Below are 16,250 nucleotides of genomic sequence, written 5' to 3'. Positions count from 1 at the left end.
TTAGGTGTACCATTTTATATATAAACGATTAATAGCGTCGGTCATTTCGTTACGTGTTAATTGTCCAAAACCTAAAATAAGAGTCGGAGTTTTGGGGGTTTGTCCTTCTAAGTAGTAGGGTGAAATAGGGTATACTTTTACGCCAATTTCTAAAGCACTTTGAATTAATTCTTCTTCAGACATGCCATTATTAAGTTGTAAAAGTAAGGATTGACCAGCTTCTTCACCAAAAATACGCGCTCTTTCTGGAAAAGTAGTTTGAATTTTTGCAGTGAGCACTTGCATCTTTTGATTATAGATTTGTTTCATATATTCTACATGTTCTAAAAAGTATCCTTTATTAATAAAATGCCCTATAGCTGTTTGGAGAATAGGGGAGGAGTTTTGAGTGAGATGTTTTGTGAACTGTGTATATTTCTCAATGAGTTTGTTAGGAAGAACCATATAAGCAACTTTAGCTGATGGTAAAAAAGAGTAAGCGAATGAGTTAATGTAAATAACATGTGTACTATCGACAGAAGCCATTGGATAAACATTGCGAACATCATACCGAAAGGCAGTTTCACGATCATCCTCAATAAATAAACAATCATTTTTTTTAGCCCACTGATGTAGTTTTGCTCTTTTTTCAATAGGTAAATTATATCCTAGAGGTTGTTGGTAAGAGAGTGTGACATAAAAAAGAGTGCGCTCATCTTTTAAACTATTCACATCATGACCATCTTCTAACGATACGGGACATGTAGAGAGATGATAATCTAATTCTTTAAAGATGGAAAAAGCTTCGTAATTTCCTGGATTTTCAATTTTAAAAGAGTTGTAATATCCACCTTTTTTTAAAAATGTTCCAAGTTGTAGCAAAAGAGCAGGCACATTACTACTAATAAAAATATTCGCTGGAGATGCCTCGATATTTCGATTCTTTTTTAAATGTGTACATATAGCTTCTCTTAAAAGATATTCACCATCATGATGACTAAATTGAAATAAAGAAGATAGATTTGAGGATTCAAGTAAACATTCTTGCCAACGACTTAAAGGAAAGTACTGTTTATCAACAGTGGTAGGAGAAAAATCAAAAATGGCTACTTCTTCATCAATGACATAATCACTTTTATACCCACTACTATGCTCTTTATCTACACGTTCAAAATGAGGTACTATAAATATATCGTCCTGTTTTTTTAGATAACCTTCAACTTCTAATTGTCGATAGGCGCTCATTACATCGGAATAAGATTGTTTAATTTGAATAGCTAGATCTCGTGGTGTTGGGAAAATTTTTATGTCTTCAAATTCTTTGTTTCGAATAATATTTTTTAAGTGGATGTAGATTTGTTCATCAATTGGTGAAAAATTATTAATTGGAAATTTAAAAACATTCACGTAATCCCCCCTTTTTGCTTGAATCCATTATCTTCTACTCTATACCCATTTCACATGAAAACAATGAATGTTCGTTACGTTTTTTTATAAGTTCGTTATACTAGAGGTGAATTGAAAGTAGGTGGCAATAGATGAAAAAAATAATAGTGTTATTCTGTTTTTTGATGGCAACTTCTTTTGTATCCATTGCATGTGAGGCAAAAGAGGTCAAAACGATTTACGTAGCAACGAATGGACAAGATACATGGAGTGGTACGAAAGAGAAGCCTTTGAAAACATTAAAAAAAGCAGCTACAAAAGCGACAGCAGGAATGACGATTATCATTCGAAAAGGAACGTATAAAGAACCACTCATTATTCAACATAGTGGCACGAAACAAAAGCCAATTCGCTTCCAAGCAGCTCCACACGAAAAAGTAGTGATTAGTGGAGAAAATGTAAAGTCTGTGAACGGTGAAAAAGCTTTAATTCATATTAAAAGCAAACAATATATTACAGTTAAAGGATTAACCCTTCAAAATGTTACAACGAAAAAAACGAATGAAACACCAATGGGGATTTATGTGACAGGTTCAAGTAGAGCAATTCGTCTACAACAAAATCACATACACCATATTCAAACGAATGCTAAAAACGGCAATGCACATGGGATTGCTGTGTATGGTACAGGTGCGATGAAAGATATTCGAATCCAGCAAAATATAGTTGAAAATCTAAAATTAGGTGCAAGTGAAGCAGTTGTTTTGAACGGGAATATTGATGGTTTTGATATCTCGAAAAATATAGTACGTCGAAACGATAATATTGGAATTGATGTTATTGGATATGAAGGTGTAGCGACGAATAAAAAATACGATTATGTTCGAAATGGTACGATTACAGCCAATACAGTCTCAGATATTTCATCTTATGGAAATCCAGCCTACGGTAAAAATTATGCGGCAGGTGGTATTTATATAGATGGTGCAAAAAATGTACGTATTGCAAACAACCGTGTTTATCAGAATGATTTAGGTATTGAGGCGACATCAGAACATCGCGGAAAATATGCAGAAAATATTACGATTGAGCATAACACGATATATTATAATCGTTATACAGGTATTTCGGTTGGTGGATATGATGTAAAAAGGGGCGGTACGAAATATTCGATAATTCGTTTGAATACGCTTTATCAAAACGATACGAAAAACTTATATGGTGGTCAGTTGTTGCTACAACATTATGTAGAAAACAATCGAATCGAACGAAATGTTATGACGCCAAGTCGTTCACGCTTATTCATTGTGAATGATGCGAAGACAAATAAGAAAAATCTATTGAAACGAAATATTTATGACCAAACGGATCAAAAGAATGGATTATGGATGTGGAAAACAAAAGAGTATGATCGATTTTTAGATTTCCAAAAAGCAACGAAAAGTCAGGATTCACTTTATACGAAAGTGCAATATCGTAATGTGAAAAAGCAGGATTTTCGATTAGTAAAAGGTTCAAAAGCTGAAAAATGGATTCAGTAAACAAAAGTAAACGAGAGCTTTGGCATAGGGTAATGCTAAAGCTCTCGTTTTTAATTAACCTTGTTTTTCAACGTCTTTTACAGCGTCGTAAATTAAGTGGAACATCTCTTCGATATCTTCTTCTTCGATACAAGAGAAGGCAACGCGAAGATCTGTATCACTTAATGAGATTGTACCAACACCGTATTTTTCAAGTGCAACTTGTCGTACTTGTTCAGCGTTTGTTGTTTTTAATTTTAAGCACATGAAGTAACCAGAGTTGAATGGATAGTAATCCCATGCATCTTCAAATTTAGATGAATCAAGCACTTCTTTTACTTTGTTCGCACGATTTTTCATAATGTCGAATTTTTCTTGTCGTTGAGTCACGAATTCAGGACTCTTTAGTGCATCGAGTAAGAATGTTTGAGATGGGTGTGGACCTGAAGAAATTGTCGCACGAATGATGCCAATGGCTTTTTCTTCAAGTGCTTTTAATAACGCTTCTGATTTATTACCGAATGTAATGAAACCAACGCGGAATCCCCATACATATTCTTCTTTTGTTGCACCGTCTACTTTTACAGCAAGAACGCGCTCATGAATATTTGATAACGCACCGAATAGTGACTCCGTTAAAGAATCTTCAAAGAATAGTGAGAAGTAAGCATCATCTGTAATCGCTACAACATTTACTCCTGCATTTGCACCATCAAGAATCGCTTGAACGATTGAAGCACCTTCTTGTGCATTTGGCGTATAACCTGTTGGGTTGTTCGGGAAGTTTAATAGTACGATTGCTTTACCATGACCTTTTTGTGCAAGAATCGCTTCACGTAAGCCGTCCGCATTGAAAAGACCGTTCTCATCGTATAGTGGATATGTTGTGATTGTTGTACCACGACGAATATTGAAGACCATATCGTAGTTTTCCCAGTTTTGATCTGGAATGATTAATGTATCGCCTTTGTCAGCAAATAAGTCAGCTGTAATACTTAAGCCATGCGTTAAGGCATTCGTAACGATTGGGTTACTGAATGTTTGACCTTCAAGAGCAGGGTTATCAACTAACATCTTTTTACGCCATTCTTTACGAAGTTCTGGTTTACCAGCAGGTGGTGCATACGGATATAAATCAGACGGATTGTATGCAGAAAGCTTATCTTGAATAACTTTCAGATGCATCGGTTTACCTTTTTCAATCGCTGTACCAATGGTTGCGTTAAATTTGAACGCTTTATTTTTTGCCTCAGCTGATTGACTTAAAATCCCTTCAGTTGGGAAGTACATCTGTTTACCAAGATCCGATAACATCTCAAATACATGTGGATTTTCGTTTTGAATGATCTGGTTTAATTCAGTTGCTAATTTGTGCATGTTTTTCGCCTCTTTTTATCATATTTTGAAGGAGAATTGAACTCCTGTTAGAGAAAAAAATAACAATGAATGAAATCTCTAACTTCATTCTAGTAGATTATGAGAGTTTTGGAAATAGAGAATACAATGATTCTTTTCTATATTGTGTATTTATCGTTATAATAGATAGAGGTCAAGGAGGAATACAGATGAATCGTATTGAACAGTGTGAACAATTAGTCGAAAAAATTTACAATCAATTTGACGCAAGTCATGATTTTCAACATATCCAGCGCGTACAAATGAATGCGCGTGCCATTTTAGCAGAAGAACCAACTGCAAATCGTGATATTGTTGAATTAGCGGTATTACTACATGATGTAAGTGACCCAAAATATACAACAGATAAAGAAAATGAACGTGTCATTTTAGATGCGCTACAAGTAACAGAAGAAGAACGTCTACATATCCAAGATGTCATTGCTTCTGTATCGTTCCGTGGTGGGAATGAGCAACCGACGAAAACAATTGAAGCAAAAATTGTCCAAGATGCAGACCGTTTAGATGCATTAGGCGCAGTAGGAATTGCGCGTACATTCGCATTTGGTGGTGCAAAAGGACGCGCACTCTATGATGATGCAGAAGAAGTGCGCATGAATATGTCTGAAGAAACATATCGCTCGAAATCAACAGCCAGCGTTACACACTTTTATGAAAAATTATTCTTATTAAAAGATTTAATGAAAACAAATAAAGGGAAGGAACTAGCGCAAGCACGCCATGAATTTATGGAGCAGTTCATTCACCAATTACAGTTAGAAAGAGATGGGAAGTTATGAGTCATTTAATCGTTTCCAATTTAACGAAAACAGTCGGTGAAAAAACACTCTTTAAAAATATTGAATTTACGATTGTGGAAGGGGAGCGCGCTGGATTAATCGGGATTAATGGTACAGGGAAGTCAACACTTCTTGCGATTTTAGCAGGTATTCAAGATGCCGATTCTATCCATTTAGACCATCCGAATAAATACCGTGTGGCCTATTTACCACAGGACCCTCAGTTTGAAAAAGGGCTAACCGTACTTGATGCAGTATTTGAAGGAGATTCACCAAGTATTACATTGAATCGTCAGTATGAGGAAGTGGTGCGTGCTTTATCAGCAGATCCAACTTCTGAAAGTCTACAACAGCAGATGTTCCAATTACAGCAACAGATGAATCAGATAGATGCTTGGGACGTCAATGCACTCGCTAAAACAGCTTTAACTAAATTAGGCATTGGCCAATTTGATGCAGAAGTAGCTTCTCTTTCAGGTGGTCAGCAAAAGCGTGTAGCGCTAGCTCGCACGTTAATTGAACCAGCCGACCTGTATTTACTCGATGAGCCAACGAACCATTTAGATGTCGAGTCGACAGAATGGTTAACCGATATGGTCAAACGTCTGAAAGGCTCTGTTATTGTGATTACCCATGATCGTTACTTCCTAGACGCTGTATCCACGCATATCTATGAAATTGCCGATCAAACTTTATATAAGCATAGTGGGAACTATGGTGATTTCTTAGAAGCAAAAGCGATGCGCCAAGAGATGCAACAAGCAACTGATGCGAAACAACAAAACCGTTACCGTTCGGAGTTAAAATGGATTCGACGTGGTGCAAAAGCACGTTCTACAAAACAAAAAGCACGTATTCAACGTTTTGAAGAATTATCAGATTCCCTTCAAAAAGATAATAGCCAAACATCACTTGAGATGGGACTAGCTACTTCACGACTAGGTAAAAAAGTTATCGAAGGTGAAGGCGTTTCGAAAGCATTCGACGAACGTGTTATTTTAGAAAACTTCTCCTTCTTATTACAACAAGGTGACCGTATCGGCATTATTGGACCGAACGGTGCTGGGAAGTCAACATTACTTAATTTATTAGCTGGTGTTTTACAACCAGATGCAGGTCAGATTGAAGTCGGTTCAACGGTAAAAATCGCACATTTTACACAGCACTTACCACAGATGAATACGAATGAACGTATGATTGAATATGTACGTGAATCAGCGAATGATATTGTGGATGTAGCAGGTGAACACCATTCAGCAGCACAAATGTTAGAACGCTTCTTATTCCCACTGCATACACATGGTACACAGATTGGTAAACTTTCAGGCGGTGAGCGTAAGCGTTTATATCTATTAAAATTATTGATGGAGCAACCGAACGTTCTTTTACTAGATGAACCGACAAATGATTTAGATATTGATACATTGTCTGTACTTGAAGACTTTATCGAACATTTTGCAGGTGTCATCGTGACGATTTCCCATGACCGTTTCTTCTTAGATCGTATTGCGAAAAAGTTGTGGGTTTTAGATGGTGAGGGACATGTTGAGGAAAGTCTCGACATTTATACAGACTTTTTAGCAAAACAAGAGGAACAACAAAAGCTTGAAAAAGAAGTCAAAGTCGAAAAGCCAAAAGTCGAAAAAGTTCGTACAGAGAAAAAGAAACTATCTTTCAAAGAACAAAAAGAATGGGAAACGATTGAAGCAGATATTGAAAAAATTGAGCTGGCGATTATGGAACGAGAAGAAGGAATCGCAACAGCAGGTTCAGACTTTACGCGTCTACAGCAATTAACGAATGAATTAGACGAATTGAATGCACAATATGAGCATTTGATTGAACGTTTTGATTATCTAAGTGCTATTGTAGAAGGGAAAGCGTAACAAGGAGGAAATCGTATGCAAATTAAATCAATCGAACCAACACCGAGTCCAAATACGATGAAGGTGATTTTAGATCAAGAACTACCATTTGGTACGGCTCATAATTACCGACCAGATGCTGCTGAAGATGCACCAACAGAAATCCAACAAATTTTAGCGATTGAAGGTGTAAAAGGTGTATACCATGTTGCAGACTTTTTAGCAGTTGAACGAAATGCTAAATATGATTGGGTAACGATTTTGGCATCGGTTCGTCAAGTATTTGGTGAAGAAGCAGGAGAAGCAGCGCAACAGGGGAAAGAACAAGATCATTACGGGGAAGCGTATGTACACATTCAAATGTTCAAAGGCATTCCACTTCAAGTGAAAGTATTTGATTCAACTGAGGAACAGCGCTTTGCACTTGATCAGCGCTATGTGAATGCGTTCCAAGAAGTTCTTGGTACTTCGGATGACGATGACTTTATTTTACAACGTAAATGGGTTGATTATGGTGTTCGCTATGGTCAACTTGATGAAATCGGTCAAAGTATTGTTGCGGAAATTGAAGCGACTTATCCAGCAGAGCGCTTGCAAGAACTTGTACAGGCAGCAACTGAACAGCGTGAACAAGTTCAATTAGATAAAAAACGCATTACAGTTGCCGATTTAGCACATGAAGATTGGGAAGTGCGTTTTAAATTACTCGATCAAATTCCTGACCCAACAGTAGAAGATCTACCGATGTTGGCGAAAGCATTAGAAGATGAAAAGATGTCCATTCGCCGACTTGCGACAGTGTATCTTGGCATGATTGAAGATGTAGCGGTTGTACCCTACTTAGAACGTGCATTACAAGATAAAAGTGCCTCGGTTCGTCGAACTGCGGGAGATTGTATGAGCGATTTAAGCTTGGTAGAATTCGAGCCTGCAATGATTGAATCATTATCGGATAAAAATAAATTAGTACGTTGGCGTGCAGCTATGTTCCTTTATGAAAGTGGGACGGAAAAAGCATTACCTGCATTAGAAGCAGCACAAGATGATTCAGAATTCGAAGTAAGTTTACAAGTGAAAATGGCAATCGAGCGTATTTCACAGGGAGAATCTGCTAAAGGTTCCATGTGGAGACAGATGACGGAAATGCGTAAACAATCGAAAGATTAATTAGAAGGTCGAACACACTAAAAATTTACTGTGTTCGACTTTTATTTTTGGGGTATAGTGTTTAAATATGTATTAAAAATGACGATAATAGTCATGATAGAGGTGATTAACGTGATTTGTGGAAAATGTCAGGCGAATAAAGAAGCGGTGCTTATTACACAACAATATCAACTACAACAGTCTCTTGTAACTATTCATTATATTCCAGCGACTCGTTGCAATTGCCAAACTTATATTTCAACTACAGTGCAACAAGAAATTCAAGCGTATTTAACGGAAAATGCTAATTTAACTCAACCAAAAGTTTTAGCCTATTCTGAAGTGTAACAGTAATTTGAAACAATGAAGTTTGTTAAAAACGACAATAGCGTGTGTGAATAAGTTATATAGTTCATATGTACATCAAAAAAATTGGGACATACGTGTAAAAATACTATCCCACATGAGCATAAGAAAAACTGGAATCGCGTTGTTGTGCGGTTCCAGTTTTTCGTTGCGAACGCTAAAAAAGAAAGTGAAATGTTTTGTCCTAGACTATATTTTTTTAGTTTATTAAGAACGTTTTAAGGAAGAAGTAACAATTGCATGTTTTACTTGTGGTTTAATTGTATTTTGTTTTTCAGTAGCTTCACGATAAATCGTGAAAGCAGATTTTCTTTTTGTGCGCATTAAAAGTAAAATACCGCTAAATAATCCATAAGCGATATAAAGTCCACCAAGTGTATAAAGGGCGTAGGGGATGATTGCATTTGAAAATGGAGCGAAATAACCAACAACAATAATAGTTGCACCGACTAAGTAATAGAAGAGAATCGTATTTACATCTTTCATCATGTCTTTTCCCTCATTTCAATACGTGATTAGTATGTAGTATTCCTACTTTTAACATATTCAAAACATATCGAGTAAATAATGTTATTTTATTGGGAAAAGGGTATAGTTCCAAATAAGGTTATCATTCGAAGGTGTTTGTCTAAAATAGATGTCATCTTTAGTAAAGTATTTGCGTTCAGAATATAAAAAAGACTCTGTTGTAGATGACTTAACAATGAAAGTGATTTATATACAAACAAAAGTACAAACAAGATAAGGATACAACAAGATTTTTAGGACGTGACTAGAAGCGTGTGATTAGTTCAGTCGGTTCATCTATACACCAATCGGGGTGTTCTTGTAATAAAGCTTCTTTTGAATGGCTACCCCATGTAACAGCGCACGTATGAACCCCAGCAGCCTTCCCCATTTGTAAATCAAAAATAGCGTCACCAATCATAACCGTATTCTCCAATTGAATTGTATGCTCTTTTTGAATTTGAAAAATACCAGCGGGGTCTGGCTTGTAGTGCGTTACGCGGTCAGAACCAATTGCGTCTTCAAAAAAAGTATGGATTTTTAAAATTTCTAAGTTGCGCTTTAAAACAGCAGTTTTCTTACTCGATAAAACAAAACAGTGTTTCTTTTGCTCTTGTAATATTTGCAGTACCTCTTCAATCTTCGGGAAAATACGTAATGTATCTTGTTCAATCTGTTGATAGATACTCCTAAATGTTGCTAATAATTCGTCTAAAGCAGTGGAATCAACTATTTCATCAATCATGAGTGGGAAAGACTTTTCAATCGGTACACCCATATAATATGTAATTTGTTCTGCAGTAGGCACCTTATACTTGTGATTTTGAAAAGCTTGTTGTGTGGCTATAATACTACATTGTTCTGAGTCAGCTAATGTTCCATCAAAATCGAAAATATAATTTTTCATTTCTAACATCTCCATTCCTATTTTTTCCATGTTAACAAAGTATATGAGCATAAAGTTTGAACATTTTGTGACAATTACGTATAATAGATATATCAAAGAAAAAAGGAGCTTGCAGATGAACAGAGATTTAGAAGACAGTATTTTACCATACAATTCCACGCAAGTTTTGAGGAGTGTATGGAGTATGTCATTCGAAAAGATAGATTCAATTAAAACGATGTAGTGTTTTACAAAAGAACGATTGAAAAAATTTTGTATAGAAAAATACATAAACATACCATTCGTGCATCTTTTGTAAATTCACATACCGCCAAATCATCAGCAAGCACATATTTTACGATTTGGAGGGATTAAGATGCAAAAAGTATACTTACAAAAATTAGACATTTTCTATGCAGAAAGAATGTCACAACTAATTAGCGAACCAGCAGTAAGAGAACCACTCGGCTTAACAGAAAACGAAACATCTGTTGCGTCAATGATGGACTTCATTCGTGAAATGCAGTTAGAAGAAATGATGGGAAATCATGTTGCACGTATGATTATGAATGAGGATTTTGAGTTGATTGGTGTCATTACATTACACAATATAAATGAAGAGATGCAAACAAGTCATATGAGTACTTGGATTGGTGAACCATACTGGGGAAAAGAGTACAATCGCTTAGCAAAAGAGAAGATGTTTTATCATGCTTTTATGGAACGTCATTTACGTACAGTATTTGCAGGTGCGCGTGTTGAGAATTTCCGATCACGTAAAGCACAACGTAAGCTACCTTATATGCGTTGTAATGTAGAGCGTATATATCCAGAAGAGTTACTGCGATTAGAACGTCGCGAACAAGCATATTGTATTCTTAATGCAGTTGAACGAACAGATTTTTTAAACTGGTACTATCAGCGTGTGGCAATCTAGTTGGAATGTCACACTTTTCAGATTCCCTTTACTTCAATGTAATTCCTATTATAAAATGGAGAGAGCGTTGCAATGAACAGGGAGGATTTTATGAAGATGAAAAAAATTGCAGCCATTATTGTAGGAAGTATTCTATTTCTATCAGTGGCTGTTTTTATAATGCTCAAGCTTATGAATCCAACAATTGGCAAAGAAGCAAACGAAAAAGAATATGAAGGGCAACAATTTTTAAAAGAGCAAAAATTAGGATTTTATATTTCAAATGAAGCAAAATCATTAGAAGAGGATAAGACAAAGGGATATGTTTTATTTCTGGACAAAAATAATGATATAACAGAACGTGAAATTCAACCAGTTGAATACGGTGGTATTACTTTTGCAAATAATCGTATGATGGTAGAAGAATCGAATCAAATGACTTTGACCGAATATATTACGAAAAAGACAACATTTGAAAAGCCAGATTATCGCGGTATGCATAATGGTTATTTACCAAAAACAGAACAGTACTATAGTTTATATAATAGCGGATTAAGTGAAAAGCATGATTATAAAATGACGGTTCGTTATGCAGGAGAAGATGGTCAATTTAAAAAGTTCATCATTCCCAAATTTGTATCGGCAGCTGGTGAAGAGGGTGACCAAGTAATTGTCCTGACACAAGATTTAATCTCAGGTGCCTTTCAATTACAACAAACACCACTCGAAGAAAAAGCAAAACTACAAAAGATTACAGATTTAAATTTAAAAAGTCCAATGGATTTAGATGCGATTGCACCTATACTTGTTACAAAAAAAGCTTATTATCTTGTCATGTCTCGTTATGTTTCAGAGTCATATGAAGATATTATGGTATATGAAGTGAATCGCAAAACAAAGGATGTTAAAGCAACTGTCTTAGCGAAGTATCGCTCAGAAAAAGAGACAACATCAAGTCTACCACTTAGCTTTAATGATAGTGCGACCACATACAAAGGTGGTTTATATTATTTAAATGGTATGGGACAAGTTTATCGCTATGATCTACAAACGAAACAAATAGAAAAAGTTCTAAAATTAAAAGATCAAGCAAAAGATGCAAATCATATGCAAGCTGTTTTCTATGAAGGTAAATTGCATATCGTATATGTGAAAAATGGTAACACGTATTATGATCAATATCATTTAAAAAAGAAAAAACGCGTGCAACATCAAGAAATTAAAAATATCGAACGCTACTTGAAAAATGGTGCGATGATTTCAGATTTAACCATCATAAAATAGTGAGAATGAGAAATTGTAGAATAGGACAATTTCTCATTTTTCATATAGAAGGGTTTGAAGCAATTGTTTATTTGTATTCATGCACATCATTCAAATCAGAAGTGGATGGACGCCGCATTACCGGGAGAGTCATTACAACATATCGTGATTGAAAATTTACTAGCTTGTACAGAACGTCTGCAAGTAGAAAGAAGGATATTTGAACAGCTAGAAAGTTTATGTGAAAATCAAAAACCAACGGCTATTTTTATTACATGTACGTATTTTGCTGCGCACCTACCAAAAGAATATAAAGTACCGCTCATTCCATTAGATGCTTTATTATTTGAACAATTAGCCACATTACCCGCTATTCAAATCGTCTTTACAAACCCTGCGACAGTTGAACCAACAATGGCTAGATACCAATTATGGCAACCAGAAAATCAGCAAGTAACTGTACATGTAATACCTAACGTATTTCAATATATTGAACAAGAAAAGTGGGAAGAATATACACGTGAAATTACGCAGTTTGTAGCTAATCTACCACAAGAAATTCCGACTGCTTTTGCACAGCTATCAATGGAATGTGCTATTCGTACAGGTGATTACAGTTGCTTGACAGCATTGCCTAAAACCGTTCAAAAATTGAAATCTTTTGCATAGAAACAGAACAAGGAATCATCTATACTAAGGTGGATATAAAAGAATCATAAAGGAGGATGTTCTAATTGTCAGTAAACATCACGCTCTATGCATCATTAGAAAGTCCAACAACGATTTTTGAAAAAATAATGGAACAAAAACAAGATCGTTATATAGTAGAATTTGGGGAAGAAACACTCCAGATTTTTAAAAAAGGTCTATTTAAAAAGAAATTAATTGGACAATTTACACATCGAGTTCGCCAACAAGAAGATGCCAATCAATTTACACAAGGTTTAATCGGATATATTCATCAAGAAATACATGGTGATGAAGCAATTAAACAAAAGCTGCTTATTCAAGGCGAACATACGAATGTGATGCTCGGTTGCATGATTGAAGAAGATGAAGCAGAAGCATTTTTCCCTTCGTATTTTCAATTCATTCAACAGTTGAATGGCTTCATCTATGTACCATCAGGCGATATTATTTCGATTGACGGACAAGAGATTGCAAATGGTGAAGGGCAAATTATCGCTGAAGATTTCACTGTACAAGTAGCAAAACGTGAATTGAAGTCATTATTTGACGTAACAGAAACAGTTGAAAATCAGGGAAGACGTGTAGCCTCGATTGCTAAAATGAAGGCACGACACATTCCTTATACGGAAAATCTCTCGCTATTACCAGACTCAAAACAGGTGCGCATGCGCTCAGTAGAAGAAATTGCGAGACGTGCTGCAGTCGTGTTAATTCTCATTCAATTTGTTCGTGAATTATTAGATGAAAAAGAAGAAACGAATTTAAAAACGTCAAAACGCATTGCAGAAGTCTTTTTAAATCGCTACGGTGTAAAGATGAATTTAACAGCTGAAGAAGAAGTTTTTTTAGCGCAAGAAGATTATACACAACAAGAATTAATTAATAAAATGTGGTTATATGAAGCCGTATGGGTGATGTTATGGAGTATTCATCTAGTTGAAGAATTAGCTGAGCCAACACAGATTTGCGATGTAGAACACACATTAAATCTTTTAATGAATTACACAAATATTGGTGAGTTATTACAAGATGCCGAAGCACGTGACGTAACAGAAGTATTAAATCGTATGGATGAAAACTATTTATATCACTGGGCATGTACAGAAGCGCGTTTACAAGGTGAAGAATCACCAGCTGATTTAGATGATGGTGTCGTACTAGAACGTCAGCGTGCATTTAATTGGATGACACAATTGCATGAAGAACAATGGGATGATGTGACGATTCATTCTTAAGATAAAACAAGGTCTATTTTGTTAGCGAAATAGATCTTGTTTTTATTTTGTTTAAAAAGAAAATCAACAAAATAGATGACTTGTATTGTATAAGTAATCAAGGTTCATTAGTTTTCCTTTTATTTCAAAATAATGAATTTCACGATTTAAAGCGTTGAATTGAAGATAAAATAAAATATATATTGTATAAAAAGCTTTTTATACAATATATTTAAAAAGTTGGCTTTTTTTGTAAAGGTATTGTAAAATAAAAACAAGAATTTTCAGAAAATTAAATCGGGGGCTACTTACTATGAATAATGAACCGAATGAATTGCTTAGAGTCCACAATTTAGAAACGACTTTTTTCACAGATGATGGTGCAGTGCCAGCAGTAGATGGTATTTCATTTACATTGAGAGAAAGAGAGATTCTTGGGATTGTTGGAGAGTCTGGCTCGGGAAAAAGTGTGACATCTCTTTCGATTATGGGATTAATTCCTTCACCACCTGGCAAAATTACAAATGGTGAAATTCAGTTTGGTGGTAGAGATTTAACAAAATTAAAAGAAAAAGAGATGCGAAAGATACGAGGAAATGATATCGCGATGATTTTCCAAGAACCGATGACATCTCTCAACCCATTATTTACAATCGGTAAACAATTAAATGAAGCCATTTTATTACATAATAAGGGATGGTCAAAAAAACAAGCGACTGCACGTGCCATCGAAATGATGAAATTAGTTGGATTACCACGTGCTGAACAATTAATTAAAGAATACCCACATCAACTTTCGGGTGGTATGCGTCAACGTGTCATGATTGCGATGGCGTTAGTTTGTGACCCGCAAATTTTGATTGCGGATGAACCGACAACCGCACTTGATGTAACGATTCAAGCGCAAATTCTCGCGTTAATGCGCGACTTAAATGAACGTCTAAACACAGCAGTTATGCTCATCACCCATGATTTAGGGGTTGTAGCAGAAACATGTGAGCGCGTTATTGTCATGTACGGGGGACAAATTGTTGAAGAAGGTCCTGTAAAAGAGATTTTTGATTCGCCGCAGCATCCTTATACAAAAGGATTAATTCAATCTGTTCCGGATATGCGCTATAAAAAAGAGCGATTGTATTCGATACCGGGAAATGTACCAAAGCCAGGTTCGATTAAAAAAGGCTGTCGTTTTGCAGCACGTTGTGAATATGCATTTGAGCGTTGCTTAAATGAAAATCCACAAATTTATCATACGAATGATCATCATATTTCAAGATGTTTCCTTGCAGAAGAAAAGGAGGTTGCACTGAATGACTGAACCATTATTAAAAGTTAAAGGATTAAAAAAATACTTTCCCATTAAAGCAGGTGTGATTGGTCGTCGTGTTGGAGATGTAAAAGCAGTCGATGATGTTTCTTTTGAAATTATGGAAGGTGAAACACTCGGTATTGTAGGAGAATCCGGGTGTGGAAAATCAACAACTGGTCGCTCCATTATGCGCCTCATTGAGCCAACTGCTGGTGAAGTTTATTTTGAAGGAAAAAATGTTTCGACAATGTCAAAAGAAGAATTACGAAAAGCAAGACGTGACATTCAGATGGTCTTTCAAGATCCGTATGCGTCGCTTAATCCTAGACATAATATTCAGAAAATTTTGGAAGAACCGCTTAAAGTGCATGGCATTGGTAACGACAAAGAGCGAAAAGAAAAGGTCGCAAAATTGCTCGAAATTGTTGGATTGAGTAGCTACCATGCAAGTCGTTATCCACACCAATTTAGTGGTGGACAGCGCCAACGTATTGGGATTGCACGCGCCTTAATGACAAATCCGAAATTGATTATTGCAGATGAACCTGTTTCAGCACTGGATGTATCGATTCAGGCACAAGTATTAAATCTAATGAAAGATTTACAACAAGAATTAAAGCTAACGTATATCTTCATTGCCCATGATTTAGGCGTCGTTCGCCACATAAGTGACCGAGTAGGTGTCATGTACTTGGGTAAAATGATTGAAATTTCTGAAAGTGAAGCGCTATATGAAAAGCCATTACACCCATATACACAAGCTTTACTAGCCGCAGTACCTGTACCTGATCCTGATTTTATGCGAGAAACGCAACTTTTAACAGGCGATATACCGAGCCCAGCGAATCCGCCAACAGGATGTGCGTTCCATACGCGGTGTCCTTTAAAAATGGAGCATTGTGACCAACGTGTTCCATCATTAATCGAAGTTGAACCTGGTCATTCTGTTGCATGCCATCTCTATACAGAGGCATTCAGCAATGATAATAAATAGAAAAGTTTTGGAGG

15 protein-coding genes are annotated in these 16,250 nt (G+C 35.9%); 11 read left to right on the top strand and 4 right to left on the bottom strand.

The window, feature by feature from the left end; genetic code table 11:
- Positions 1-1,386 carry an aminotransferase-like domain-containing protein gene (locus ASO14_RS09325; RefSeq protein WP_068454186.1) on the bottom strand — a complete coding sequence of 462 codons (1,386 nt, stop codon included), beginning with the start codon at positions 1,384-1,386 and terminating at the stop codon, positions 1-3.
- A 131-nt stretch (positions 1,387-1,517) separates the two neighbouring features.
- On the opposite strand from ASO14_RS09325, the gene ASO14_RS09320 reads away from it, so the two are divergent.
- Positions 1,518-2,906 carry a right-handed parallel beta-helix repeat-containing protein gene (locus tag ASO14_RS09320; RefSeq protein WP_068454183.1) on the top strand — a complete coding sequence of 463 codons (1,389 nt, stop codon included), beginning with the start codon at positions 1,518-1,520 and terminating at the stop codon, positions 2,904-2,906.
- A gap of 54 nt (positions 2,907-2,960) precedes the next feature.
- Here ASO14_RS09320 and ASO14_RS09315 read toward each other — a convergent pair whose 3' ends face one another.
- Positions 2,961-4,262, bottom strand: coding sequence for an aminotransferase class I/II-fold pyridoxal phosphate-dependent enzyme (locus ASO14_RS09315; RefSeq protein ID WP_068454180.1), 1,302 nt, complete (start codon positions 4,260-4,262; stop codon positions 2,961-2,963).
- 188 nt (positions 4,263-4,450) lie between these two features.
- On the opposite strand from ASO14_RS09315, the gene ASO14_RS09310 reads away from it, so the two are divergent.
- The 4 genes from ASO14_RS09310 (at position 4,451) to ASO14_RS09295 (ending at position 8,439) form a co-directional block, all read left to right on the top strand.
- Entirely contained in the window at positions 4,451-5,080 is a 630-nt protein-coding gene (locus ASO14_RS09310; RefSeq protein ID WP_068454168.1) for an HD domain-containing protein, read from the top strand.
- A complete protein-coding gene (locus tag ASO14_RS09305) occupies positions 5,077-6,966 on the top strand; it encodes an ABC-F family ATP-binding cassette domain-containing protein (protein ID WP_068454165.1) in 1,890 nt (629 codons plus the stop codon). The genes ASO14_RS09310 and ASO14_RS09305 overlap by 4 nt, the downstream gene beginning before the upstream one ends.
- A gap of 15 nt (positions 6,967-6,981) precedes the next feature.
- The gene (locus ASO14_RS09300) at positions 6,982-8,112 is read left to right on the top strand and encodes a conserved virulence factor C family protein (protein WP_068454162.1); all 1,131 of its coding nucleotides are present in this window, start codon (positions 6,982-6,984) and stop codon (positions 8,110-8,112) included.
- 111 nt (positions 8,113-8,223) lie between these two features.
- Positions 8,224-8,439, top strand: a complete 216-nt coding sequence (locus ASO14_RS09295) for a hypothetical protein (protein WP_131004899.1) — start codon at positions 8,224-8,226, stop codon at positions 8,437-8,439.
- Positions 8,440-8,664: 225 nt separating this feature from the next.
- Here the strand turns inward: ASO14_RS09295 and ASO14_RS09290 are convergent, their stop codons facing one another.
- Positions 8,665-8,946: a hypothetical protein gene (locus ASO14_RS09290; RefSeq protein WP_068454156.1), complete on the bottom strand. Its 282-nt coding sequence runs from the start codon at positions 8,944-8,946 to the stop codon at positions 8,665-8,667.
- Positions 8,947-9,229: 283 nt separating this feature from the next.
- On the bottom strand, positions 9,230-9,871 hold the full coding sequence (locus tag ASO14_RS09285) for an HAD family hydrolase (protein ID WP_082701441.1): 642 nt from the start codon (positions 9,869-9,871) through the stop codon (positions 9,230-9,232).
- Between the two features lie 355 nt (positions 9,872-10,226).
- Between ASO14_RS09285 and ASO14_RS09280 the strand changes: the two genes are divergently transcribed.
- The 6 genes from ASO14_RS09280 (at position 10,227) to ASO14_RS09255 (ending at position 16,236) form a co-directional block, all read left to right on the top strand.
- Complete coding sequence (locus tag ASO14_RS09280) at positions 10,227-10,787, top strand: GNAT family N-acetyltransferase (RefSeq protein ID WP_068454153.1); 561 nt, start codon at positions 10,227-10,229, stop codon at positions 10,785-10,787.
- A gap of 90 nt (positions 10,788-10,877) precedes the next feature.
- Positions 10,878-12,050 carry a hypothetical protein gene (locus ASO14_RS09275; RefSeq protein WP_068454150.1) on the top strand — a complete coding sequence of 391 codons (1,173 nt, stop codon included), beginning with the start codon at positions 10,878-10,880 and terminating at the stop codon, positions 12,048-12,050.
- A gap of 63 nt (positions 12,051-12,113) precedes the next feature.
- Entirely contained in the window at positions 12,114-12,698 is a 585-nt protein-coding gene (locus ASO14_RS09270; protein WP_068454147.1) for a hypothetical protein, read from the top strand.
- Between the two features lie 65 nt (positions 12,699-12,763).
- A complete protein-coding gene (locus ASO14_RS09265) occupies positions 12,764-13,954 on the top strand; it encodes a DUF4272 domain-containing protein (RefSeq protein WP_068454144.1) in 1,191 nt (396 codons plus the stop codon).
- A 292-nt stretch (positions 13,955-14,246) separates the two neighbouring features.
- The gene (locus tag ASO14_RS09260; RefSeq protein WP_068454142.1) at positions 14,247-15,251 is read left to right on the top strand and encodes an ABC transporter ATP-binding protein; all 1,005 of its coding nucleotides are present in this window, start codon (positions 14,247-14,249) and stop codon (positions 15,249-15,251) included.
- Positions 15,244-16,236: an ABC transporter ATP-binding protein gene (locus tag ASO14_RS09255; RefSeq protein ID WP_068454139.1), complete on the top strand. Its 993-nt coding sequence runs from the start codon at positions 15,244-15,246 to the stop codon at positions 16,234-16,236. The genes ASO14_RS09260 and ASO14_RS09255 overlap by 8 nt, the downstream gene beginning before the upstream one ends.
- The last annotated feature ends 14 nt before the right edge of the window (positions 16,237-16,250 follow it).

Origin of the sequence: Kurthia sp. 11kri321 (assembly GCF_001534765.1) — a bacterium.
Classification (GTDB): domain Bacteria; phylum Bacillota; class Bacilli; order Bacillales_A; family Planococcaceae; genus Kurthia; species Kurthia gibsonii.
Note: the sequence above shows the minus strand (reverse complement) of the source record. Positions and strands in the feature narration are given on the sequence as shown.

Bases quoted from the DNA above. Each gene is read 5' to 3' on its own strand.
- ASO14_RS09305 (WP_068454165.1), top strand. From the start codon at position 5,077: ATGAGTCATTTAATCGTTTCCAATTTAACGAAAACAGTCGGTGAAAAA.
- ASO14_RS09320 (WP_068454183.1), top strand. From the start codon at position 1,518: ATGAAAAAAATAATAGTGTTATTCTGTTTTTTGATGGCAACTTCTTTT.
- ASO14_RS09300 (WP_068454162.1), top strand. From the start codon at position 6,982: ATGCAAATTAAATCAATCGAACCAACACCGAGTCCAAATACGATGAAG.
- ASO14_RS09280 (WP_068454153.1), top strand. From the start codon at position 10,227: ATGCAAAAAGTATACTTACAAAAATTAGACATTTTCTATGCAGAAAGA.
- ASO14_RS09290 (WP_068454156.1), bottom strand. From the start codon at position 8,946: ATGATGAAAGATGTAAATACGATTCTCTTCTATTACTTAGTCGGTGCA.
- ASO14_RS09310 (WP_068454168.1), top strand. From the start codon at position 4,451: ATGAATCGTATTGAACAGTGTGAACAATTAGTCGAAAAAATTTACAAT.
- ASO14_RS09285 (WP_082701441.1), bottom strand. From the start codon at position 9,871: ATGAAAAATTATATTTTCGATTTTGATGGAACATTAGCTGACTCAGAA.
- ASO14_RS09275 (WP_068454150.1), top strand. From the start codon at position 10,878: ATGAAGATGAAAAAAATTGCAGCCATTATTGTAGGAAGTATTCTATTT.
- ASO14_RS09315 (WP_068454180.1), bottom strand. From the start codon at position 4,262: ATGCACAAATTAGCAACTGAATTAAACCAGATCATTCAAAACGAAAAT.
- ASO14_RS09260 (WP_068454142.1), top strand. From the start codon at position 14,247: ATGAATAATGAACCGAATGAATTGCTTAGAGTCCACAATTTAGAAACG.
- ASO14_RS09255 (WP_068454139.1), top strand. From the start codon at position 15,244: ATGACTGAACCATTATTAAAAGTTAAAGGATTAAAAAAATACTTTCCC.